This is a genomic window from Bacillus sp. FSL R5-0593 (genome assembly GCF_038603755.1).
Lineage (GTDB): Bacteria > Bacillota > Bacilli > Bacillales > Bacillaceae > Bacillus > Bacillus velezensis.
Genome location: NZ_CP152011.1, coordinates 422,290 through 444,226, shown reverse-complemented (window position 1 = coordinate 444,226; position 21,937 = coordinate 422,290). Strand labels below are relative to the sequence as shown.

The 21,937-nt window shown below is 47.9% G+C and carries 23 protein-coding genes; 8 read left to right on the top strand and 15 right to left on the bottom strand.

The annotated features are described in order from the left end of the window. The first annotated feature begins 99 nt into the window (after nucleotides 1–99). The 4 genes from NYE36_RS02080 (at nucleotide 100) to NYE36_RS02065 (ending at nucleotide 3,627) form a co-directional block, all read left to right on the top strand. Entirely contained in the window at nucleotides 100–387 is a 288-nt protein-coding gene (locus NYE36_RS02080; RefSeq protein WP_003156323.1) for a putative quinol monooxygenase, read from the top strand. 16 nt (nucleotides 388–403) lie between these two features. After that, entirely contained in the window at nucleotides 404–1,150 is a 747-nt protein-coding gene (gene nfsA / locus NYE36_RS02075; RefSeq protein WP_113766624.1) for an oxygen-insensitive NADPH nitroreductase, read from the top strand. Between the two features lie 159 nt (nucleotides 1,151–1,309). Then, nucleotides 1,310–2,185, top strand: coding sequence for a TetR/AcrR family transcriptional regulator (locus tag NYE36_RS02070; protein WP_015239157.1), 876 nt, complete (start codon nucleotides 1,310–1,312; stop codon nucleotides 2,183–2,185). A 17-nt stretch (nucleotides 2,186–2,202) separates the two neighbouring features. Next, nucleotides 2,203–3,627: an MDR family MFS transporter gene (locus tag NYE36_RS02065; RefSeq protein WP_007410276.1), complete on the top strand. Its 1,425-nt coding sequence runs from the start codon at nucleotides 2,203–2,205 to the stop codon at nucleotides 3,625–3,627. Nucleotides 3,628–3,668: 41 nt separating this feature from the next. On the opposite strand, the gene NYE36_RS02060 is transcribed toward NYE36_RS02065, so the two are convergent. From NYE36_RS02060 to NYE36_RS02045, 4 genes are read right to left on the bottom strand one after another with little or no spacing between them, the layout of a single operon-like run. Further along, the gene (locus NYE36_RS02060; protein ID WP_265451314.1) at nucleotides 3,669–4,613 is read right to left on the bottom strand and encodes a siderophore ABC transporter substrate-binding protein; all 945 of its coding nucleotides are present in this window, start codon (nucleotides 4,611–4,613) and stop codon (nucleotides 3,669–3,671) included. A gap of 21 nt (nucleotides 4,614–4,634) precedes the next feature. Further along, complete coding sequence (locus tag NYE36_RS02055; protein ID WP_003156330.1) at nucleotides 4,635–5,393, bottom strand: ABC transporter ATP-binding protein; 759 nt, start codon at nucleotides 5,391–5,393, stop codon at nucleotides 4,635–4,637. After that, on the bottom strand, nucleotides 5,387–6,334 hold the full coding sequence (locus tag NYE36_RS02050) for an iron chelate uptake ABC transporter family permease subunit (RefSeq protein ID WP_014416905.1): 948 nt from the start codon (nucleotides 6,332–6,334) through the stop codon (nucleotides 5,387–5,389). Before NYE36_RS02050 ends, NYE36_RS02055 begins: the two co-directional genes overlap by 7 nt. Beyond that, complete coding sequence (locus tag NYE36_RS02045; RefSeq protein WP_059366593.1) at nucleotides 6,324–7,277, bottom strand: ABC transporter permease; 954 nt, start codon at nucleotides 7,275–7,277, stop codon at nucleotides 6,324–6,326. The genes NYE36_RS02050 and NYE36_RS02045 overlap by 11 nt, the downstream gene beginning before the upstream one ends. 414 nt (nucleotides 7,278–7,691) lie before the next feature. Here NYE36_RS02045 and NYE36_RS02040 point away from each other — a divergent pair, with 414 nt between their 5' ends. Next, nucleotides 7,692–9,056, top strand: a complete 1,365-nt coding sequence (locus tag NYE36_RS02040) for an aspartate kinase (RefSeq protein WP_095352403.1) — start codon at nucleotides 7,692–7,694, stop codon at nucleotides 9,054–9,056. A 94-nt stretch (nucleotides 9,057–9,150) separates the two neighbouring features. Next, nucleotides 9,151–9,246, top strand: coding sequence for a YjcZ family sporulation protein (locus NYE36_RS02035; RefSeq protein WP_021495118.1), 96 nt, complete (start codon nucleotides 9,151–9,153; stop codon nucleotides 9,244–9,246). A 147-nt stretch (nucleotides 9,247–9,393) separates the two neighbouring features. On the opposite strand, the gene NYE36_RS02030 is transcribed toward NYE36_RS02035, so the two are convergent. The 4 genes from NYE36_RS02030 to NYE36_RS02015 form a co-directional block, all read right to left on the bottom strand. Next, a complete protein-coding gene (locus tag NYE36_RS02030; protein WP_265451313.1) occupies nucleotides 9,394–9,513 on the bottom strand; it encodes a PhrC/PhrF family phosphatase-inhibitory pheromone in 120 nt (39 codons plus the stop codon). Beyond that, the gene (locus NYE36_RS02025; RefSeq protein WP_007410270.1) at nucleotides 9,497–10,645 is read right to left on the bottom strand and encodes a Rap family tetratricopeptide repeat protein; all 1,149 of its coding nucleotides are present in this window, start codon (nucleotides 10,643–10,645) and stop codon (nucleotides 9,497–9,499) included. The genes NYE36_RS02030 and NYE36_RS02025 overlap by 17 nt, the downstream gene beginning before the upstream one ends. A gap of 152 nt (nucleotides 10,646–10,797) precedes the next feature. Continuing rightward, nucleotides 10,798–12,231 carry a HAMP domain-containing sensor histidine kinase gene (locus NYE36_RS02020; protein ID WP_165913860.1) on the bottom strand — a complete coding sequence of 478 codons (1,434 nt, stop codon included), beginning with the start codon at nucleotides 12,229–12,231 and terminating at the stop codon, nucleotides 10,798–10,800. Then, nucleotides 12,218–12,901, bottom strand: a complete 684-nt coding sequence (locus NYE36_RS02015; protein WP_007410267.1) for a response regulator transcription factor — start codon at nucleotides 12,899–12,901, stop codon at nucleotides 12,218–12,220. The genes NYE36_RS02020 and NYE36_RS02015 overlap by 14 nt, the downstream gene beginning before the upstream one ends. Before the next feature lie 212 nt (nucleotides 12,902–13,113). On the opposite strand from NYE36_RS02015, the gene NYE36_RS02010 reads away from it, so the two are divergent. Beyond that, complete coding sequence (locus NYE36_RS02010; RefSeq protein WP_199022337.1) at nucleotides 13,114–14,550, top strand: ABC transporter permease; 1,437 nt, start codon at nucleotides 13,114–13,116, stop codon at nucleotides 14,548–14,550. 14 nt (nucleotides 14,551–14,564) lie between these two features. Beyond that, complete coding sequence (locus NYE36_RS02005) at nucleotides 14,565–15,248, top strand: ABC transporter ATP-binding protein (protein WP_094032071.1); 684 nt, start codon at nucleotides 14,565–14,567, stop codon at nucleotides 15,246–15,248. A 126-nt stretch (nucleotides 15,249–15,374) separates the two neighbouring features. Here the strand turns inward: NYE36_RS02005 and NYE36_RS02000 are convergent. From NYE36_RS02000 to NYE36_RS01970, 7 genes are all read right to left on the bottom strand, one after another. Next, a protein-coding gene (locus NYE36_RS02000; protein ID WP_095352997.1) for an IS3 family transposase occupies nucleotides 15,375–16,525 on the bottom strand; the annotation gives its coding sequence in 2 pieces (ribosomal slippage) (nucleotides 15,375–16,252 and nucleotides 16,252–16,525; 1,152 coding nt in all). Between the two features lie 115 nt (nucleotides 16,526–16,640). Further along, complete coding sequence (locus NYE36_RS01995) at nucleotides 16,641–17,987, bottom strand: MmgE/PrpD family protein (protein ID WP_094032070.1); 1,347 nt, start codon at nucleotides 17,985–17,987, stop codon at nucleotides 16,641–16,643. Next, nucleotides 17,984–19,135 (bottom strand): M20 peptidase aminoacylase family protein, encoded by a 1,152-nt coding sequence (locus tag NYE36_RS01990; protein ID WP_144664500.1) that lies wholly within the window; start codon nucleotides 19,133–19,135, stop codon nucleotides 17,984–17,986. The genes NYE36_RS01995 and NYE36_RS01990 overlap by 4 nt, the downstream gene beginning before the upstream one ends. 17 nt (nucleotides 19,136–19,152) lie before the next feature. Next, nucleotides 19,153–19,902, bottom strand: coding sequence for an amino acid ABC transporter ATP-binding protein (locus NYE36_RS01985; RefSeq protein ID WP_094032068.1), 750 nt, complete (start codon nucleotides 19,900–19,902; stop codon nucleotides 19,153–19,155). Between the two features lie 13 nt (nucleotides 19,903–19,915). Next, a complete protein-coding gene (locus NYE36_RS01980) occupies nucleotides 19,916–20,590 on the bottom strand; it encodes an amino acid ABC transporter permease (protein ID WP_199022336.1) in 675 nt (224 codons plus the stop codon). 22 nt (nucleotides 20,591–20,612) lie between these two features. Then, nucleotides 20,613–21,404 carry an amino acid ABC transporter substrate-binding protein gene (locus tag NYE36_RS01975; RefSeq protein ID WP_012116791.1) on the bottom strand — a complete coding sequence of 264 codons (792 nt, stop codon included), beginning with the start codon at nucleotides 21,402–21,404 and terminating at the stop codon, nucleotides 20,613–20,615. 28 nt (nucleotides 21,405–21,432) lie between these two features. Further along, the gene (locus NYE36_RS01970; protein WP_144664498.1) at nucleotides 21,433–21,924 is read right to left on the bottom strand and encodes a GNAT family N-acetyltransferase; all 492 of its coding nucleotides are present in this window, start codon (nucleotides 21,922–21,924) and stop codon (nucleotides 21,433–21,435) included. Nucleotides 21,925–21,937: the final 13 nt, after the last annotated feature.

Here is a 21,937-nt window from a genome sequence, read left to right as displayed (position 1 = left end):
CGGTGAGGGTTTTTCCTTTACCATTCACTGCGAAACATGTTACAGTTAGTTCGATGATATTCGAACTATTACAAATAAACCCAATCAGGAGGAATAACAATGATCGTCTTACAGGCTTACATGAAAGTAAAAGCGGATAAACGCGAGGAATTTTTAGGAGAAGCACAATCACTTGTTCAGCATTCACGCGCGGAAGAAGGAAATGTGCAATACGATCTTTTCGAAAAAGTCGGTGAGGAAAATACATTCGTTATGCTTGAGCAATGGAAAGATGAAGAAGCGATGAAATTCCACAACGCAACTGACCATTTCCAAGGATTCGTGGCAAAAGCAAAAGAAGTGCTGAGTGCGCCGCTTGACGTCGTCCGCACAGAACTGTCAGAGTAACGAAAGGATGAATGACATGAACGAAGTCCTTCAAATATTAACAGACCACCGTTCCATCCGCAGCTACACAGATGAACCCGTATCGGATGAACAGCTGGACCTTATCATCCAAGCCGCTCAGGCAGCGCCGACTTCCATTAACGGCCAGCAATTTACCGTTATTGCGGTGAAAGATAAGGAACGGAAGAAAAAAATATCCGAATTGGCCGGCGGCCAGCCGTGGATTGACCAAGCGCCGGTTTTCCTTTTATTCTGCGCTGATTTTAACCGTGCCAAAATTGCGCTTGAAGAGTATAATGATACACCGCTTGAGATCACGAACGGTTTAGAGTCCGTCTTAGTCGGAGCCGTAGATGTCGGGATTGCGCTGGGTACGGCAACGGCTGCGGCTGAATCAATGGGACTCGGCACTGTGCCGATCGGCGCCGTGCGCGGCAAGCCGGACGAACTCATTGAATTGCTGAAACTTCCGAAATACGTTTTCCCGGTTTCCGGTCTCGTCATCGGCCATCCGGCAGACCGCTCCGCGAAAAAACCGCGTCTGCCGCAAGCAGCCGTTCTGCATCATGAAACGTATCAAGAAGAAGATGTAAGAACCCATATCGAGGCCTATGACAAGCAGATGTCCGAATACATGAAAAAACGCACCGACGGACAGGAAACGAGAAACTGGTCACAAGGCATCACCTCCTACTATAAGCAGCTTTATTATCCTCACATTCGTGAAATGCTTGAAAAACAAGGATTTAAGACGGAAAAATAAGCGATCAGCCTGCCGGAACACTCCGGCAGGTTTTTTCTATTTCTCAAACAAAAGCGTTGACACTATGTAAAAATTTTTGTTAATATTTTCATCATATACTCATTGGTTTTCTGTGAACCGGTGGGTTTTCTATTGTGACGAAAGAAGGAATCTGGGCTTATGAATGATAAGAAAACGGATATTCTGCTGGCGGCAAGAAAGCTTTTTTCCGGGAAAAGCTTTTCGTCCGTTTCGATGCAGGCGATCGCAGAGGAGTGCAAAGTCTCCAAAGCGTCTTTATATAAGCTGTTTGAATCAAAGGAAGACCTGCTCCTGGAGCTGCTCGATTTTAACCAGAAACAGATGGTAGCCGCCGCTTCATTATTGAATGAAGAAACAAGCCTCTCCCCTGAGGAACGGTTTGCCAAAAAACTGATGGCTGAGCTTGAAGGCTTCAGGCGCAATCAGCAGTTTTTTAATATGCTGATGTACGGAAGCCCCTCTTCCATTAATGAACGGGTAAAACGGCATATTCACAGGGCCCGCTCCACCTTTATCTGCTGGCATCGCGATTCACTGATTCAGACGTACGGCGAAGACATTATTCCTTATGTATGGGAGCTGGTGATCGTCCTGCAGGGGCTCCTGAGAGAATGCATCACGCTGATTAAGCTGGAAAAAGAACCGCTCGCCCTGGAGCCGCTCACGGAGTTTATCATCCGCCATCTCAATCTCATCGTCGAAAACAGGACAACCGAAACCGCTTTGCCTCAGGAGATGATTGACCTTTATATCGCCTCCGCTTCCTCATTTGAGCCGAAAGACAAAACCGTATTGCTGGCTGAAAGCCTGAAGGAACTGAAAGAAGCCGTCTCAGCCCTTCCGGAGGAAAAATATGACGCCGCAGGACTCGCTTCCGCTGCGGCTATGCTGGAGAAAGAATCAGCGGACAAACAGCCGCGGGATTTTCTCATCAAAGCGCTCATCGGTTATTTGGAGCAGGCCGGACCGCTGCACCAGCCGCTTGCAGCCGTTAAAACATTGCTCAAACTATAAAGAAAGAAGGAATCAGCTTGAATAAGAGTATTAAAACTGCACCATACAACCGCTCTGTCATTGTCGGGATTCTTTTGGCGGGTGCGTTCGTCGCCATTTTGAACCAGACACTGCTTATTACGGCGCTGCCGCACATTATGAATGACTTCAATATAGACGCCAACAAAGCGCAATGGCTGACAACATCGTTTATGCTGACGAACGGGATTTTGATTCCGATTACCGCGTTTTTAATAGAGAAATTCACAAGCCGCACCCTCTTGATTTCCGCCATGAGTATTTTCACGGCGGGCACCATTGTCGGCGCATTCGCCCCGAACTTTCCGGTGCTCTTAACGGCCCGGATTATTCAGGCGGCCGGCGCCGGAATTATGCTGCCGCTCATGCAGACGGTATTTCTCACGATTTTCCCGATGGAAAAGCGCGGCCGCGCCATGGGTATGGTCGGCTTGGTTATTTCGTTCGCGCCGGCGATCGGCCCGACGCTTTCCGGATGGGCGGTCGAAGCATTCTCTTGGCGGTCTTTGTTTTATATTATCTTCCCGATCGCAGTCATCGATTTGCTTTTAGCGATTATTCTGATGAAAAACGTCACGACATTACGAGAAACACAGATTGATATTTTATCTGTGATCTTATCGACCCTCGGATTCGGCGGTCTGCTTTACGGCTTCTCAAGCGCCGGTTCATCAGGGTGGACCAGTACTGAAGTGCTGACTTCGCTGCTTGTCGGAGCGGTCGCGCTGATTTTCTTTATCGCAAGACAGATGAAGCTCAAAAAACCGATGCTGGAATTCCGTGTGTTTTCTTTCGGGATTTTCAGCCTGACCACCCTGCTCGGAACGCTTGTTTTCGCGCTGCTGATCGGAACGGAAACCATTCTCCCGCTTTACACGCAAAAAGTCCGGGGCGTATCCGCGTTTGATACCGGATTAATGCTTTTGCCGGGCGCGATTGTGATGGGGATGATGTCTCCGTTTATCGGCCGGGTGTTTGACAAAATCGGCGGAAAGGGCCTTGCGATGACCGGATTCTTCATCATCCTGCTCACGTCCCTGCCGTTTATGAATCTGACGGACTCGACGTCTCTCATTTGGATTGTCGTCGTTTATACCGCGCGGCTTTTGGGAACAGCCATGATTATGATGCCGGTGACGACAGCGGGTATCAACGCCCTGCCGCGCCACTTAATTCCGCACGGCACAGCCATGAACAATACCGTCCGACAAGTCGGCGGTTCTATCGGTACGGCGCTGCTAGTTTCCGTGATGAGCAGCCAGGCCGCGCACGCAAATGCGACAACTCCGGCAAACGCCGCCCTGCACGGCATGAATGCGGCATTTGTCGTAGCCGCCTGCATCGCGCTGGCCGGCTTCCTCCTATCTTTTATATTGAAGAAAAAACCGCGTCAGCCCGAGCAGCAGCAGGCCGTTACGCGGTAAACCAAAAAGAACCCGATCACGTATGTGACCGGGTTCTTTTTTTACTTCTCGATTCCGTCTTTAACTTCTTTCACCATTTGCGCCATGGATTCCAGGCCGCCTCCTGATAAATACCATGTAGCTGAATCAAGGTAGACAACATGGTTGTTTTTCACCGCTTTCACCGATTTTACATAATCATTTTCAACCACTTGTTTTGTTGAAGATTTTGTGCCGATCGCTGTTCCGCGGTCAACGACAAACATATAATCAGGGTTTGTTTTGGCGATATATTCATAAGAAATGCTTTGTCCGTGCAATGAGGCTTCGATGTTTTTGTCAGCCGGTTTGACGCCGAACACATCATGAATGAAGCCGTATCTTGATTTAGATCCGAACGCGCTGATTTTGCCGTCGTTCGCCATCACCACTAACCCGTTTTTATCCGTGCTGCTTGTCTTTTTCTTCAGATCCGCAATGGATTTGTCAATTTTCGCAAGCTTATCTTTCACTTCATTTTCTTTGTTAAAGATTTTGCCGATCACTTCGGTGTTGTGCTTGAATCTGTCAACGTAGTTTGTATAGTCATCATCAAGGTAAATCGTCGGCGCGATTTTTGAGAACTCTTTATAAGAATCAGATTGTCTGTGAGCGATAATGATTAAATCCGGGTCAATATCCGCGACTTTTTCAAAATCCGGTTCTTTTAAACCGCCTGTATTGGTGTATTTATCACTTTTATATGAAGATAAGTATTTTGGAATGTTTTGTTTCGGAAGCCCCGCCACATGATCCTGTAAACCCAGTTCATCCATCGTGTCCAGCATTCCGAAGTTGAATACGACGACTTTTTTCGGATTCTTCGGCACTTTGACGCCTTCTTTGTTCAGGTCATCTTTGATTGTGATTGTTTCTTTTGATTTGCCTGATGTTTTGTTCCCGTTTCCGCATGCAGAAACAACAAAAATCGTAACGAGCGCAATGAATAGCAATGCGAATTTTTTCATGATTTTCACCTCATCTGGTTTTTAAGAAAAGTACACACCGATCCGCTGACTGTCAATCTCTTGAATCGGGATGGTCATATCATAAATATCTTCAAGCACGGAGGTTTCAATGATCTCCTCCGCCGGCCCTTCTTTGACGATCCGGCCGTTTTTCAGTGCAACGATATGGTCTGAATATACGGATGCGAAGTTGATATCGTGAATCACTACGACGACCGTTTTTCCGAAGTCTTCCACAAGCCGCTTCAACAGCTTCATCATTTCAACGGAATGCTTCATATCTAAATTGTTCAGCGGCTCATCGAGAAAAATATAGTCCGTATCCTGAGCGATGATCATCGCGATAAACGCCCTCTGACACTGGCCCCCGCTGAGCTGATCGAGATATTTATCCTTTAAGTCATCCAGCTTCATATAACTGAGTGCCTGGTTGATATGCACCCAATCTTCATCCGTCAGTTTCCCCTGGGAATACGGAAATCTGCCGAAGCTGACCAGGTCTTTAATCGTCAGCCTGATATTGATTTGGTTCGTCTGCTTCAGGATGCTGATTTTTTTTGCCAGATCATTGCTTTTGCAGGCCCCGATCTCTTGCCCGTCGACCGTGATTTCCCCGGAATCCGTCTTAATCAGCCGGCTCATGATAGACAGCAGCGTGCTTTTTCCCGCGCCGTTCGGACCGATAAATGAGGTGAGCCTGCCCTTTTGAATGGATAGAGACGTTTTCTCAAGGACGGTTTTCCCTCCGTATTGTTTGCTTACATTTTTGACCTCTACCATGATTTATTCTCCTTTAACAGCAGATAGATAAAATAAATCCCGCCGGCAAAATTAATGATGACGCTCAGCGTCGTGGAAAATGTGAACACTTTCTCCACGACGAACTGGCCTCCGACGAGCGCGACGATGCTGATCAGGACAGAACCCGCGATTAAATACGTGTGCCTGTAGGTTTTTAAAAACTCTCTCGCCAGATTGACGACAAGCAGTCCTAAAAACATAATCGGCCCGACAAGAGCCGTAGAGACAGACACAAGAATGGCGACGACAATGAGCATCTGCTTCACAAGCTTATCGTAATCAATCCCCAGGTTGACGGCGTGCTCCCTGCCGAGCGACAGCACGTCAAAAAACCGCGTGAACCGCCAGACATAAATGCCCGTCAGAAGAAAGACAGCACCGGCAAACCATAAAAGATCGGTGTTGATATTGTTAAAGCTGGCAAACATTTTGTCCTGAACAACCTGGAACTCATTCGGATCAATCAGCATCTGCATAAAGGATGACAGACTGTTGAACAGCGTGCCGAACACGACGCCGACAAGCAGAAGGAAAAACACGTTCCGCCCCTCGCCTTTAAACATGAGCTGATACAAAACGAGTGACAAGAGCACCATCAGCCCGACGGAGATGACGAAATTAAGATTTTTGTTCATCATGACGATATTCATTGAACCGAACAGGAACACGATGACGGTCTGAATGAGCATATACAGGGAATCGAGGCCTAAAATGCCCGGTGTCAGTATGCGGTTATTTGTAATCGTCTGGAAGATGACCGTCGAAAACGCGATCGCTCCTCCGGTGAGCATCATGGCAAGCACTTTGAAGCATCGTCTCGGCAGGGAGTATTCCCAATTGCCCAGTCCGTAGAACAGGAAGAATCCGATACATATCATGGCGAGCGCCGCCAGCAGCGTAATTTTTTTATTATGACTCATATGCTTTTCTCCTTAACAGCATATACAGGAAGATGCCGCTGCCGATAACACCGACCATCAGGCCGATGGAAATTTCGTACGGGAAGATAATCACTCTTCCCAAAATGTCGCAAAACAGCACAAAAACAGCGCCCAGCAGAGCGGTGTGAGGCAGGCTGCTCCTCAGGTTGTCCCCTTTGTAAATCGACACCATATTGGGAATGATCAAACCGAGAAACGGCAGCATCCCGACGGTCAGGATCACCAGTGAAGCGATGAGCGACACGATAATCAGACCGATATTGACGACGCGTTTGTATTTCAGGCCGAGATTGACGGAAAAGCTCTCTCCCATTCCCGCCACCGTAAATTTATCCGCATACACATAAGCGATGATCAAAAGCGGGATACTCAGATATAAAAGCTCATACCGGCCTTTGACGACCAGTGAGAAATCTCCCTGCAGCCAAGACGACAGGTTTTGGATCAGGTCATATTTATATGCGATAAACGTGGCGATTGAGCTGACGATGTTCCCAAGCATTAAACCGACGAGAGGAATAAAAATCGCATCATTGAACTTGATTCTCTCGAGAATTTTCATGAAAAGGAAATTTCCCGCCAACGCGAAAACGAAAGCGATAGACATTTTCACAAGCGGACTCGCTGACGTAAAAAGCATTAATGAAATCAAGATTCCGAGCCTTGCCCAATCCATCGTTCCCGCAGTCGTCGGCGATACAAATTTATTCCGGCTGATCTGCTGCATGATTAATCCGCAGATGCTCAGGCTCATGCCGGCGATGATAATGCTCACCAAACGCGGCAGCCGGCTGTCAAACAATGTACCCGCCTGTTCTTTATTTAAATGAAAAATATCCAGCGGCGACAAATCTTCTACACCGATAAATATAGAAGTACACGCCAAAACCGCCAGTAGCAAAAGTAAGTAACGTAGCTTCATGCTGCCTCCCTGCACCCATCACAAACGGTATGACTGATTGCCAAACAACTCCCATATATCCCACTCGTAATGATTATCATTATCAACGACAATTATAATCTTATCATCTTTCCAAGCGCAGTCAATACAGTTTTGCTTTCAAAAGCGGTCATCCGCGGGCCGTACACTAAATTGTCTTACAATCAGTCTATCAAGAATTTGCAGGATTTTCTATAACCTACATTTGGCTGCTTATCATTTTTTGCACATGATGACACGCTTGAGGGAAACAAATCTGACAAACAGCGGCAAAATTCCTCCACGAAAATACAAATGTTCTCCTCACGTAGAAAAAAATCCTTGATTTACATGTTTGAAAGAGAGATAATAAAAATTAAATTTGTGAGAAAATTTAAATATTAGGGGATGTAAATCATGAAAGTTGTAAAATTCGGAGGCAGCTCTCTTGCGTCAGGAGCCCAGCTTGAGAAAGTGTTTCAAATCGTGACGGCTGATCCCGCGCGGAAAGCCGTCGTCGTATCGGCGCCGGGAAAACGCTTCTCGGACGATACAAAGGTGACGGATCTGTTAATCCGCTGTGCGGAGCATTATTTGCAAAAAGGTGCAGCGCCCGAGCTTGCCGAAACGGTCATTGAACGGTACGCCGCCATCGCGCGTGAGCTGAACCTGGATTTCTCTATTATAGAAAGAATCCGCAGTGACCTATTCGATCTCTTAAACAGCTGTAAAACCAATTCCGAACAATATATGGATGCGGTGAAGGCGAGCGGCGAGGACAACAACGCGAAGCTGATCGCAGCCTACTTCCGACGGCAGGGCGTGAAAGCGGAATACGTAAGTCCGAAAGAAGCGGGGCTGTTTGTGACGAATGAACCCGGAAGCGCGCAGGTGCTCCCTGAGTCTTATGATCATTTGTACCGTCTGAGAAACCGGGAAGGCTTGATCATTTTTCCGGGATTTTTCGGTTACACGAAGGAGCATGAGATTGTGACGTTTTCCCGGAGCGGTTCTGATATTACCGGCTCCATTCTCGCCAGCGGCTTAAAAGCCGACCTGTACGAAAACTTTACTGATGTGGACGCCGTCTATTCCGTCAACCCGTCAATCGTGCGGCATCCGAAAGAAATTAACGAACTGACGTATCGGGAAATGCGTGAGCTCTCCTATGCCGGATTTTCCGTTTTTCATGATGAAGCGCTGATTCCCGCATTTCGGGCCGGCATCCCCGTTCAGATTAAGAATACGAATAATCCGGATGCGAAAGGAACACGCGTCGTCAGCAGCCGTGACAATACGAACGGGCCAGTCATCGGCATCGCAAGCGACACGGGCTTTTGCAGCATTTACATAAGCAAATATTTAATGAACCGGGAAATCGGTTTCGGCCGCAAAGCCCTTCACATTTTGGAGGAAGAAGGATTGACGTATGAACACGTTCCATCCGGCATTGACGACATCACGATCATCCTTCGGCACAATCAGATGGACTCAGAACTGGAACACAGGCTCGTCACCCGCCTGAAGCAGGAACTTCAAGCAGATGAAGTCACAGTCAGGCACAATCTGGCGCTGATTATGGTCGTCGGGGAAGCGATGCGCCATAATGTCGGCACAACCGCCAGGGCATCCAAAGCCCTGTCGGAAGCCGGTGTCAACATCGAGATGATCAATCAAGGGTCATCGGAAGTCAGCATGATGTTCGGAGTGAAAGAAGAACAGGAAAAACACGCGGTGCGTGCGCTGTATGACGAATTTTTCGCCGGAGTCTTACTCTCATAGGACACCGCCTCTTTTTTCTCTTGTCCACTAATATCCCTTACAAAGCAGCTTCTTTTACATATTGTATGGTATAGACAATATGGAGGTGAAGCTCATGTCAGGATATTCTGGAGTCAGCTCTTTCGCTTTGATCGTTGTTTTATTTATCCTGTTGATTATTGTAGGTACTGCCTTCGTTGGCGGTTTCTAAACATCACTCCGTCTATATGAGGACGCTGCGGGTTTTGACCTGCGGCGTTTTCTTTTGTTTTCCGCCGCTGTCCAAGTCCGGCCGCGCAAAAAAGACTGCCGAGAACATTCTCGGGCAGTCTTTTCCTTTGTTCAGGTTATTTTCTTCTCACGTCATTCCTCTTTCAGTTACATGGAAGTCAGCCTGATCTGTCTGGCCTGCACCTGTCACTGTAAAAATCGCGGCGGCTGCTAAACAAATAACAAACCATTTAGATTTCAATTTCATACAAACCCTCACTCCTTTGTATTTGTTTCCTTGCCTCTTCGACTTTCAGAAAATAGTCAGAAGAAATTTTAAAGCAATTTTGTTCATAGTAATATTTAGCTGCTTCTAGTGCTAAATCCTCTATATCGGCGTATAAATTTTTATCTTCCAGGTAACGGAAACATGCGCTGATTGTTTCCTCATCCGGTTTCGCCTGATACAGAGCCTGCAGCCATTCGAATTTTACCGTATAAACGGGATCGTCTGTTTCTTTAGCATATTCATATCCCCGCTTGTGATATTCCGACGCTTTTTCTTTTTTTCCGAGTTTAAAGTAAATGAGTGTGATTAGAAAATATGCTTGAGGAAGAGAATTGACGATTCTTTGTGATTCAAATGTATCGACCGCCCGTTCAAAGTACGGAATCGCTTCGCCGATGCGGTCCTGATTGTAGTAGCACAGTCCGAGGTTATACAGCGCCCTCCCGACAAGCTGCGCTTTTTGTTCTTTTTCGGCCATTTGCAGAGCGTGCTGAAAATGTTTGGCCGCCTGTTCAAAGCGCCTTTCATCCATTAAATTGACGCCGAATACAAAATGGCATTGAATGATCCGGACGTTATATGTGTCCTGCTCTACGTAAATTTCATAAGCGTTTTTTATATGTATCAAAGAAAAATACGTTTGTTTCATATGATAATAAGCTTCGGCCACTTTAAAATAAAACTCCGCCCGTTCCACGTGGTCCGATACGAAGGCCAGTTTTTTCTCAGCTTGTTTATAATATGTAATCGCTGAGATAAATTCTCTTTTATCAAATTCAAACATGCCTTTGAAAAAGTTGACGTAATAATCGAGAAGCCCTTTGAGGCCGGCCTGGCTGTTATCAATGTTATCAAGAATTTCCGACAGGGTCGGCTGGTCTTCTATCTTCAGTTTTTCCAACGGCTCCAAGTAGTCCAGCATCAGCTGATGGCGAAATTCCATGAGGGAATAATAAAGCACTAAGTTCGAATCAGGCTCCATATGGTCAAGCTCTTGTTTGATCTCGGCCTTCAAGATCTCCGCATCCGGCACGCTGAATGTTCTGATGTATCGATACCACTCGTTAATTTTCTGCCCGACTGCTGAAGAAGGAATTAACCCGCTCTTCATTCCTTCACCCTCCCCATCCAAGACCTGTTTACCAGTTATTTTATCACGTTTCCGTCTCTTTCCATCCCGAAAAACACGCAAACTTTGTTTCGGCAGAGCGCAATTTTCCGAGTGGAGATAAAACAGACGGCGACCAGACGGGGCCGCCGGTTTCAAGATGATTCATTTTTCGTATTCAGCGGAAGGCGGATTGTAAAGGTCGTGCCTTTTCCTTTTTCGCTGTCAATATCTATCGTGCCCTTGTGCATTTCGACGAGCTGCCTGACGATGGAAAGGCCGAGTCCGTATTCGCCGTATGCCGTATTCGTCCGGGACACGTCCGCCTTATAAAACCGCTCCCATATATGTTCAATTTCCTCTTTGGAGATGCCGATCCCGGTGTCTTCGATTTCAATCACCGTTTCTTTATAGCCTTCATACCCGCGCAGCGTGATGTCTCCCTTTTGCGTAAATTGAATGCTGTTTTTCGTGATGTTGACGAGAATCTGGATCAGCCTGTCATAATCGGCGAATACTTTGACGCCATCCTCCACTTGAATCCGCAGCTGATTTTGTTTTTCCTCCGCCTGCTGATTGAGATGCTCTTTAATAATTTCAAACACCTCGATGAGCGGCAGACTGAGCTTGTCCAGTTTGATTTGCTGGGATCTGATTTTTTCATAATCCAGGTTTTCTTTCACGAGCCTGAGCATCCGCTTCGTTTCTTCGCTGATTAGCGAGAAGCATTTCTCTTTATCTTTTTCCGGGATGGTGTTGCTGTTAAGCCCCTCCACAAGTCCGTTAATGGTCGTCAAAGGCGTTCTCAGCTCATGGGAGACATCGGCGATAAATTGGCGCCTCCGTTTTTCAAGGCGGTCAATCTGCTCTCTCGATTGCTTCAGATTTTTGGCCATGGTGTTGAAATCAGACGCCAGCATGCCGATTTCATCGCCGCCGCTGTTCTTGAGCGAAATATCGTAATCACCGGATGCCACTTTTCCGGTCGCATCCCGCAATGTCTGAATCCGCTTGACGTGAAATTTAGATAAAAGCCAGCTCAGCAGAATCGTGATGATAAGGGTGCTGATGATCGCGTAAATCATATAGCGGTTGACCTGGCTGATCATCTGCTCGACCCCTCTGACGGGAGACACGAGCAGCACCGCGCCTTTAAATTGATCGTTGATAAAAAGCGGTTTTGCGACAAGCGATACTTCCAAGCCTTCCGTATTAAAACGGTTCATCTCCGCTCTGATCTGAACGGTTTTCCCTTGCTTCAGCATGTGCCACTCTTTACTTTTCAGCTTCTCGCGCGGCGGCATATCGTCAGGAAAAAAGTAAGGCCGCTGATGTTCATCGAAAATAATAAACCTGGTCTCGCGCGTTTTTAACATGTCCTGATACGGATACAGGCGGCGCAGATCAAGATCGCGGCCGTTCAGCTCACTTGTGATCTGCTGCGCGTAAGAAGACAGCTCGTCCACTTTATTTTGATACGCAAAATCTTTCACAAAGTGCGAAAACAAGGAAATGATGATGAAAAAGGCCAAAATCAAAATGCTGACATGGCTTAACAGCAGCTGATATAAGTATTTAATCCTCATCAAATTTGTATCCTACCCCCCACACCGTGTATAAAAACGGTTTTTCCTCACTGGACAGTTTTTTGCGCAGCCGTTTAATATGAACATCAACCGTACGTTCATCGCCGTAAAATTGATAGCCCCACACCTGCTCAAGCAGCTGCTCTCTCGAAAAAACCTGGCGCGGGTTTTGTGCGAGATAAAAGAGCAGATCGAATTCCTTCGGCGTCAGATTCTCGACAGGTTTTCCGTGCAGAAACACTTCCCGCGTCTTCTTATTGATTGAAAAACACGCCGTTTCGATCAAGTCGTCGCTTTTTACGGCCTGCCCCGTCGCCCGGTATCTTCTGATCACCGCTTTAATCCGTGCTACTAGTGTCAGCGGACTGAACGGCTTGGTGACATAGTCGTCCGCCCCCATTTCAAACCCGATCACCTGATCAGACTCCGTGTCCTTTGCGGTCAGCATAATAATCGGCACACTGCTCGTCTCTCTTATTTTCCGGCAGATCGTCACTCCGTCCATGGATGGAAGCATAATGTCCAGAATGACCAAATCCCAGTCCTCTTCCGTGAACCGCTGATAGCCTTCCACTCCGTCATGGACAAATTCGGCTTCAAATCCTTCTTTAAAAAAGAACATTTCCGTCATGGTGCATACGCTTATATTGTCTTCTATCATTAATATCTTCATTGGTTCCTCCGCTTATCTTCACGCTTTTTCTTATAATAGCACCATTTTACCCGGGTGTTTTCGGGTTTCACAATTGTTAGTTTTTATTTCATCACCCGGAAATAGTTTGTTCATATTTTTTTCATACATTTCTCCTACTATATACATATCGAATGGCCGGTGCTAAAGAAGGCCGGTTTTACAAGATCTGACACCCACACGGAGGAACAGACATGAACTTTATAAAAAGAGCCTTTTGGAGCATGAAGGCAAAAAAGGGAAAAACATTTTTGCAGCTGGTTGTGTTTTCAGTGATTTGCATTTTTGTCCTGTCCGGTCTTACGATCCAGTCAGCGGCAAAGAAATCAAGCGAACTGGCAAGGCAGCAGCTCGGCGGGAGCGTCACACTCCAGGCTGACCGCCAAAAGCAAATGGCGCAGCAGCAAAAAGACGGTGAAAAGAGGACGTTTGAATCAACGCCGATTTCCGTCTCAGATGCCAAGAAGCTTACATCTTTACAGCATGTTAAAAATTACAACTTCCTCACGACAGCGTCAGCAAATGCAGAAAGCTTTGATGCGATAAAAAGCTCAGGCGAATCAGCCGATAACAGTTCCGGCGCCGGCCGTTTTCAAGGCGGCGGAAGACAGATGATTTCAGCTGATATCTCGATCGAAGGCGTGCTCTCTACGGCATTGCTTGATGATTTCACAGGCGGGAGCTCAAAAATCACTGACGGCCGCGCCATCACAAAAACAGATGCGGACGCAAAAGTCGCCGTGATTAATGAAACGCTGGCAGATCAAAACAAGCTGAAGGTCGGCGGCTCCATTACCGTTTCCTCAGCAGCGGATGATTCTGTGAAAACGAAGCTTAAAATTGTGGGAATCTATAAAACAACATCATCAGGAGACGATCAGGCACAGCATTTTTCATTCTTAAATCCTGACAATAAAATCTATACGCCTTACACTGCCGCGGCGGCGTTAAAAGGGTCTGATAACAAAAACAAAATCAGCTCAGCCGTTTATTATATGGATGATGCCAAATATATTGACTCATTCGTTGCGGCTGCGAAAAAAACATCTATAGATGATAAAACCTACGCGCTGACGACAAATGATCAGGTGTATCAGCAAATGGTCGGCCCGATTGAAAATGTCGCGTCATTTTCTAAAAACGTGGTATACCTTGTATCCATCGCGGGCGCGGTCATTCTCGGGTTGATCGTGATGATGTCGATCAGGGAACGCAAGTATGAAATGGGTGTCTTGATGGCGATCGGCGAAAAGCGCTGGAAGCTCATCGGACAATTCTTAACGGAAATTCTGGTTGTCGCCGTTATTGCCATCGGGATCGCATCCCTCACGGGCAGCCTTGTGGCGAATCAGCTCGGAAATCAGCTTCTTTCCCAGCAGGTCAGCTCAGCCGATGATTCACAGCAGCAAACAAGCGGCTGGGGCGGAGGAGAAATGCCGCGGGGAGGCGGCATGTTCGGTCAGCATTCATCCGGCGCGGATGTCATCAGTACAATGCAGGTAAACGTCTCGCTGAATGACCTTCTGATTCTCGGCGGCATCGGCGTCGCAATTGCCGTCATCGCCACATTACTGCCGTCTGTATCAGTCATGCGGCTTCACCCTAAAACGATCCTGACCAAGCAGGAATAAGAGGAGGCAGCATAATGAGCCTATTAACCTTTCAACAGACCGGCTACTGGTACCAAGATAAATCACAGCCGCTGTTTCAGGATATAACGATCAGCTTTGAAAAAGGGAAGTTTTATACAATTGTCGGCGCCTCCGGGACGGGGAAAACAACGTTTCTGTCTCTGGCGGGCGGCCTTGACACACCTAAAGAGGGAAGCATCCTTTATAACGGAAAAGACATCTCCAAAATCGGATTAACCAAATTCAGAAATCAACATGTCTCTATCGTCTTTCAATCTTATCATCTGATCCCGTATATGACGGCGCTCCAGAATGTCACAACGGCGATGGAGATTACCGGCTCTAAGGAGAACAACAAAGATGCGTTCGCGCTCAGCATGCTGAAAAAAGTCGGCATCACCGAACAGCAGGCCCGTCAGCGGGTGCTGACATTAAGCGGCGGACAACAGCAGCGGGTTTCAATTGCGCGGGCTTTCTGCTGTGACACCGATCTGATTTGCGCGGACGAGCCGACGGGAAACCTCGACGAGGATACGTCAAAGGAAATCGTCCGGCTCTTTCAGGACCTGGCGCATAAAGACGGCAAATGCGTCATCATGGTTACGCACGACGAACAAATTGCCAAAGTGTCTGATATCAACATCCGCTTATCAAGAGGAAGTTTCACGGTAAAAGCAAACGGCTCGGCCGTTTCCTGATACCGCGCCCCTGCCAGCGCAGACAGGGGCGCACCCTATATCCCCCTATTCAATAGAAGTGAACGTAAAAAGAGCGAGGGCTGCATGGGACTGACCCCCGTTTTTGAGACAGGGATCAAAACACCTTTAAGCAGCCAGCTGTCGGTATGTGACCGGCGGCTGGTTGTTTAGTTTCGTTTGAATACGAATGTTGTTATAATAGTATATATAGGTTTCGACAGTTTGCTCTACGATGGTCGTCGTAGTGCTTTCCAACCTGTCGAGGTAGAACGTTTCAGACTTTAGTGAGGAATGAAACGATTCGATGGAGGCATTATCAGCGGGTGTCCCTTTACGGGACATGCTCATGGTAATGCCTTTTGTTTTAACAGCTTTCTGATACTCATAAGATGTATAAACAGAACCTTGGTCACTATGTAACACGCAGTTCTCTGGCAGTACGGGCAGCTGATCAAGTGTGTGTAAGACAAAATCTGTGTCCTGTCTATCGCCAATCGTAAAAGCAATCACTTCTCCATTGTATAAATCCAATATACTGGAAAGATACAATTGTTTCTGCCCATAAGGCAAATATGTGATATCCGTTACCAGTTTTTCAAGAGGGCGATCAGACTGAAAGTTCCGATCTAATATATTCTCGGCCACGGCATATGGCTGCCCATTCTTCTTGCGCTTTTTCACCTTAACCCGGCATTGCCACTGATTTTTCTGCATAATGCGCTGAACCGTTTTATGATTAATACGCATTCCCTTTTTTAATATGGCTGTGATTTTCCGATAGCCATATCGATACTTGTGTTCTCGGCACAACGTGCCGATTTGTTTTTCTAAATGGTATTTAGGGTTATCTTTCATCAGATTCTTCTTCCAACGATAATAAGATGCTCGTGAGATACCTAAATGAATACAGATATCCTGTATGGTCATTGTGCCGCGCAATGCTTCTACAAGCTCGACTGGCGTTTCGCTATCAGCTTCCTTTCCAATTCGTTGTACTTTTTTAACACTTCATTCTGTTGTCTCAGATAACGATTTTCTGCCTGCAGTTTCTCTAATTCGGAAGAATACTCTGGACCTTTTCCATAAGAATATTGCTTTCCGACAGGTTGTTCGAATCGATGTGTGTCCCCAGCTTTATACCACCTGACCCATGTCTGCACCTGCGTCTTATTCTTTATATTCAATTCCTGCATGATCTCCTTCACAGGCACGCCCGCCAATCTCATTTCTACAGCCTTCTGTTTGACTTCAACCGGATAACTCACTCTTGCCCTCATAGAAAAACACCTCCAAGTCTAATTTCGGATAACAACGATCCGTTTTCAAACTTGAAGGTGTTTTTTGTTTTTCTCATATTATGGGGTCAGTCCCGCATCCCCTCGCTCTTTTTATTTATATCAGCTGTAAATAACGGTCCATATTTGATTGTCCGGCTGCTTTGATCAATTCTTCCGCCTTTTTCTCTTCTCCCGGCAAAGCGAGCCGGAGTTTGTCTTCAATGTCTTTTTCAGAAAGACCGTTTCCCGGCGCTCCCTTCGGACAGTCGATACGTGTTTCATAGACATGACCGCCGGAAGCCGTGACCCGTACAATTGTAAAACGGCCCTTCGGAACGGCGTTTTCAGCCGGCTGAATTTGGTCATCGCAGCTGCGGTGAATCCGCTCAAATCCTTTTTGAAGGGATTCCGGAATCGGCTCGGATGTGAAATGTTCAACTGAAAAATCCTTACCGTACAAAGCTAAGGTGATCACATATTCCACGCTGAATCTTCCCGCTTCGCCTGTTTTCGGACGCCGTTCTGTCAATGCAGCGTCCCCGCCCGGCGGATAAATCACGTCGATCCGTTCCGTTTGGCCGAAAGTGAGACCATGTTCGGCCTTCAGCTTGAGAATGGCGTCCGCCGCATGATGAGCCGCCGAGCAAAACGGATAAACCTTAAACCAAAGTCCCGGGCCCACAATCCGCCAAGGTTTTCCCCACCTGTTTACAAGGAGGGTTTCTGCCCGTTCAAGATCGCCGTACAGTCCGAAAAAACCTTTCTCCCCGTCGAGCGCATGAGCTGAGCCGCCGAAACCGGCCTTTGCAAGCTGCACGGCGAACAATCCGGCTTGAGCGGCCAGTCCGGCGTGGAGCGGCTTCATTTCTGTCCCGAATTGCACTCTCATGCCTCCGGAGCGGGCAGCCGCAAACCCGATTGCTTTCTGCAATTGGGTTTGATTCAGATTCTCCGCGAATCCGACGGCGCATGCGGCCGCAATGGCACCTAACGTTCCTGTATTGTGCCAGCCTTTCTCGTAATGATGCCTTCCAGCTGACTCGCCGAGCCGCGCCATCACTTCAATTCCCGTCACATAAGCACCGAGAAAACGGCTTTTGTCTATACGGCCGGCTGATGCGGCTGCAATCAAAGCCGGGAGGATGACTGCGCTCGGATGTCCTCTTACATCAGAATGAACATCGTCAAAATCAAGCGCATGTGCGATGAATCCGTTAATGAGCGCGGATTGGGACGGCGTGGTTTTTTGATTTCTGCCGATAAGCGGCGCTATCGGCACCCCGCCTTCTTCTTCGGCCAGTTTTACCAGCTTTTCAACTCCTTTATCCCGTCTCCCCGCAAAAGCTGCCGCTGTAAAATCAAGCAGTCCTTTGCGCGCTTCTTTCATCGCTTCAGCGGATGTTTCCGGCACAGACGACATGACGGCCTGAGCAAGTCCGGCCGTCAGATTTTCCGTATTCATTCCGTCTGCTCCAATACGTTGACGGCAAGCCGGGCGAAAAACTCAGCCGCTGCCGGGAGCGCTTTTTCGTCGAGTGTGAAGGCGGGATGGTGCCATTCTTCTGTTCCGTTTGTTCCCATCCAGACGAAGAAGCCGGGGATTTTTTCTTGATATAATGCAAAGTCTTCACCGCCGGGCGACTGTTCTGCCCGAACGGTCTGAAGCCCGAGGCTTTCAGCCGTTTGTTCCGCCGCCTGGATGAAACGGGCGTCGTTCATCACTGACGGAAGGTAAGGATACCAGCGGAAATCAGCCTCTGCCCCGAATCCGGCCGCGATTCCTTCGGCAACCCGCTTCATATGTTTCGGAACAGCGTCACGCGCTTCTTTTTGAAACGTCCGGACGGTGCCTTCCATTTCAACATGGTCCGGGATGACATTCCAAGAGCTGCCGCCTTGAACTCTTGTGATGCTGACGACGGCATTATAAAGCGAGCTGATATTTCTGCTGACAACTGATTGCAGGCCGCCGATGATCTGTCCTGCCGCCTGAATCGGATCAATGCTGTTATCAGGGATTCCGGCGTGGCCGCCTTTTCCTTTAACAGTGATTTCAAAGCGGTCGACACTCGCCATCAGCGGGCCTTCTTTCAGACCGACCGTGCCGACGGGGAGGTCAGGTTTGTTATGCATGCCGAATATCGCCGATACACCGTCAAGCGCGCCGGCTTCAATGACCTGTCTTGCTCCGGCGGCGATTTCTTCCGCGGGCTGAAAAATAAACCGCACCGTTCCTTTCAGCTCATGCTTTCTCTCATTTAATAAAAAAGCCGTGCCGAGAATAGATGCCGTATGGAAATCATGGCCGCAGGCGTGCATCACGCCGCTGTTGCGCGAAGCAAACGGAAGGTTTGTTTTCTCTTCGATCGGCAGTGCGTCGATGTCCGCTCTGACGGCGATGACGGGGCCGCTTTTGTCTCCTTTGATTTCAGCGATCACTCCGGTTTGAAGTTTCGGCATATCAAGAACCGTGATTCCTTCTTCCTCCAGCCAGCGGCGGATTTTATTCGTCGTTTCGAATTCCTCGCCTGACAGCTCAGGGTGTTCATGAAGGTCGCGGCGGATATTGATTAAACGTTTGTTTAATGATTCATACGTTTCATTTGCCATTTCTTCTTCTTCCCTTCTTAGACAAGTTCGGCGGGCTCTCCCACTTGCTTAATGAATTTTTTCGTCCGTTCGTTCTGCGGATTGTCAAACAGCTCTTCCGGCGTTCCCTGTTCAACGATGCGTCCGTCCGCCATAAATATGACCTTGTCGGCCACTTCACGAGCAAAAGCCATCTCATGCGTGACGATGATCATGGTTGTCTGTTTTTCGGCAATTGATTTGATGACTTGGAGCACCCCGGCTACAAGCTCAGGGTCAAGGGCCGAAGTCGGTTCATCCAGTAAAATCGCGTGAGGATCAACGGCCAAGGCACGCGCAATCCCGATCCGCTGCTGCTGCCCGCCTGACATCGTAATCGGGTAGCTGTCCGCTTTGTGTTCTAAACCGACTTGCCGCAGCAGATCCATACCGATCTGTTCCGCTTCTTTTTTCGGTTTCTTTTGCGCGGTGATCAGCGCCTCTGTCACATTTTGCAGGGCGGTTTTGTTTTTGAACAGGTTGTAATTCTGAAACACCATCGCCGTCTGCTGGCGAAGCTTATGAACGTCTTTGCGCGAATAGGACGCTGCATTCAGCTTTGCATCACCGATTTCAATGATGCCGTCATCCGGGCGCTCCAGCAGATTCAAACAACGGAGGAGCGTTGATTTTCCCGAGCCTGACGGGCCGATGATGGCCGTGACTTCGCCGCTTTTGATCTCAAGGTCGATCCCGTCAAGTACGGTAAGGTCTTTAAATGCTTTTCGAATATGTCTGACTTGTATCATCCTGAGCCTCCTCCTATGTGCGATAAGGCTTGCTGATCGCCCGTTCGAGCAGATCCTGCAGCACACTGTAAATAATCGTAAGAATCCAGTACATGACCGCGACGGCTAAATACGTCTCAAAATATTTGAGGTTGCCTGATGCGTACATTTTTCCTTGGGCGAACATCTCCATCACTCCTAATGTAAAGGCGAGCGATGTTTCTTTTAACAGACCGATAAACGTATTTCCCGTCGCGGGAAGCGCGTTTCTGATGGCTTGCGGGAAAATGATCCGTCTGTACGCCTGAGATTTTGTCATTCCGACAGACAGACAGGCTTCAAGCTGCCCCTCATCGACTGAGTTGAGCGCCGCGCGGAAGATTTCAGCCAAGTAGGCGGCATTCTTCAGGCTTAACCCGATAATCGCCGCAGTTAACGCCGTCATCTTGCTCATTCCGGGAAACAGCTGAGGCAGGCCGTAATAAATTAAGAAAAGCTGGACGAGCGTCGGCACGCCCCGGAAAAATGAAATATACACCTTTGACAGCTGGTGAAGCACAGGAACACGATTTTTTGTGATAAGCGCTAATATAAGGCCGCCGATCACGGCAAATACCATGGCTGCGACGGCCATTAGTAATGTGATCGGCAAGGCTTCGATTAACGCGGGAAAAGCTGAAAACATAAATCCCCAATCAATGCTGTTCATTCTCGATTTTCACCGCCGTTTCTTAATGCTTTGCTTCTGTTGTGATATCTTCTTTAAAGTACTTTTCAGACAGCTTTTTCAGCGTGCCGTCTTTTCGCAGGTCTTCAATGGCTTTGTTTACTTTTTTGCGGATTTTATCGTGAGCCGCATCTTTCGCAAACGGGAAAGCGACTTTTTCATAGACAATCGGGTCTCCTGCTAATTTCAGAGGCAGACCGGTCTTTTTGATCTGGGCGATCAGGACGCTGCGGCTGTTTACATAAGCGTCAACCCGTCCGTAAGCCACGTCTTTCAGCGTGCCTTCTTGTGTTTCATACGTTTTCATGTTGATTTTTTTATCCGGGTCCTTGCTCTCAAGGTTTTTCGCGTGGTTTGAGCCCAGAACGGCCGCCACTGTTTTTCCTTTTAGATCGTTGACTGATTTGATGTCTTTGTTATCGTTTTTGACGACGATTTGAGTGCCCGCATATGAATACGGTTCTGTGAAGTTATACGTTTTCTTGCGTTCGTCCGTGACAGCGACCTGGTTAGAGATGGTGTCGAGTTTGCCGGTCTGGAGCTCTCCCATCAGTCCGCTGAATTCAAGCAGCTTCCAGTCCAGTTTCATGTTGATTTTTTTCGCGACGGCTTCCATGACATCCACGTCAAAGCCGGTCAGCTTGCCGTTTTCTTTATATGCGAACGGATAGCTTTGTCCCGTGGCGCCTACATGCAGTACGTTATCGCCGCCTTCGCTTTCTTTTCCGTTTCCGCATGCTGATAAGACCGCCAAAAGTGCGGCAGACAGCAGCAAAGCCCATGTTTTCTTCTTCATTGAAATCCCGCCTTTTCCTATTAAAATGTTAATCCTGCAATTGTTTTTTCAAATAAATGGTGATGTGCCCTTTTCCTAAGTCCTTTTCGCCTGCACGGACGTAGCCTTTCCGCTCGTACATGCCGATCAGCCACGGATGCTTATCCGCTGTGCCCAGTGACACGAAAGGCGCTTTTAATGTGTCGCGGAGCACTGTATTCTCCAGCCACTCCAGCATGTCTGAGCCCGTCCCTTTTTTTCCGGTTTCAGGATCGACGGCGAACCACCAAATATGAGGAACACCGTACGGCCCGGGATTCGGCCCCCACGGCATCCGCAGAGAAATCGTCGCCAGAATCCGGCCGTCTTCCTCCAAAACGTAACAGGCGTTTTTCTGTATGTTAGTTAATACGAGTTCTTTATCCGCCGTGGCAGCGGCAAAGTTGATGCCGAGCTTTCGGATCGGTTCATACGCCCGCAGTGTCAGTGAAAGCAGCTCATCAGCGTCTGCCTCCGTTGCGAGCCGGTATTGTCTTAACATGATGAGCCCTCCT

Coding starts and splice junctions, on each gene's coding strand:
- NYE36_RS01970 (WP_144664498.1), bottom strand. CDS start 21,924: ATGTTAAGACAATACCGGCTCGCAACGGAGGCAGACGCTGATGAGCTG.
- NYE36_RS02025 (WP_007410270.1), bottom strand. CDS start 10,645: ATGAAGAGCGGGTTAATTCCTTCTTCAGCAGTCGGGCAGAAAATTAAC.
- NYE36_RS02070 (WP_015239157.1), top strand. CDS start 1,310: ATGAATGATAAGAAAACGGATATTCTGCTGGCGGCAAGAAAGCTTTTT.
- nfsA (WP_113766624.1), top strand. CDS start 404: ATGAACGAAGTCCTTCAAATATTAACAGACCACCGTTCCATCCGCAGC.
- NYE36_RS02015 (WP_007410267.1), bottom strand. CDS start 12,901: ATGAAGATATTAATGATAGAAGACAATATAAGCGTATGCACCATGACG.
- NYE36_RS02005 (WP_094032071.1), top strand. CDS start 14,565: ATGAGCCTATTAACCTTTCAACAGACCGGCTACTGGTACCAAGATAAA.
- NYE36_RS01975 (WP_012116791.1), bottom strand. CDS start 21,404: ATGAAGAAGAAAACATGGGCTTTGCTGCTGTCTGCCGCACTTTTGGCG.
- NYE36_RS02030 (WP_265451313.1), bottom strand. CDS start 9,513: ATGAAATTGAAATCTAAATGGTTTGTTATTTGTTTAGCAGCCGCCGCG.
- NYE36_RS01985 (WP_094032068.1), bottom strand. CDS start 19,902: ATGATACAAGTCAGACATATTCGAAAAGCATTTAAAGACCTTACCGTA.
- NYE36_RS02080 (WP_003156323.1), top strand. CDS start 100: ATGATCGTCTTACAGGCTTACATGAAAGTAAAAGCGGATAAACGCGAG.
- NYE36_RS02055 (WP_003156330.1), bottom strand. CDS start 5,393: ATGGTAGAGGTCAAAAATGTAAGCAAACAATACGGAGGGAAAACCGTC.
- NYE36_RS01980 (WP_199022336.1), bottom strand. CDS start 20,590: ATGAACAGCATTGATTGGGGATTTATGTTTTCAGCTTTTCCCGCGTTA.
- NYE36_RS01990 (WP_144664500.1), bottom strand. CDS start 19,135: ATGGCAAATGAAACGTATGAATCATTAAACAAACGTTTAATCAATATC.
- NYE36_RS02010 (WP_199022337.1), top strand. CDS start 13,114: ATGAACTTTATAAAAAGAGCCTTTTGGAGCATGAAGGCAAAAAAGGGA.
- NYE36_RS02060 (WP_265451314.1), bottom strand. CDS start 4,613: ATGAAAAAATTCGCATTGCTATTCATTGCGCTCGTTACGATTTTTGTT.
- NYE36_RS02040 (WP_095352403.1), top strand. CDS start 7,692: ATGAAAGTTGTAAAATTCGGAGGCAGCTCTCTTGCGTCAGGAGCCCAG.
- NYE36_RS02050 (WP_014416905.1), bottom strand. CDS start 6,334: ATGAGTCATAATAAAAAAATTACGCTGCTGGCGGCGCTCGCCATGATA.
- NYE36_RS02045 (WP_059366593.1), bottom strand. CDS start 7,277: ATGAAGCTACGTTACTTACTTTTGCTACTGGCGGTTTTGGCGTGTACT.
- NYE36_RS02035 (WP_021495118.1), top strand. CDS start 9,151: ATGTCAGGATATTCTGGAGTCAGCTCTTTCGCTTTGATCGTTGTTTTA.
- NYE36_RS01995 (WP_094032070.1), bottom strand. CDS start 17,987: ATGAATACGGAAAATCTGACGGCCGGACTTGCTCAGGCCGTCATGTCG.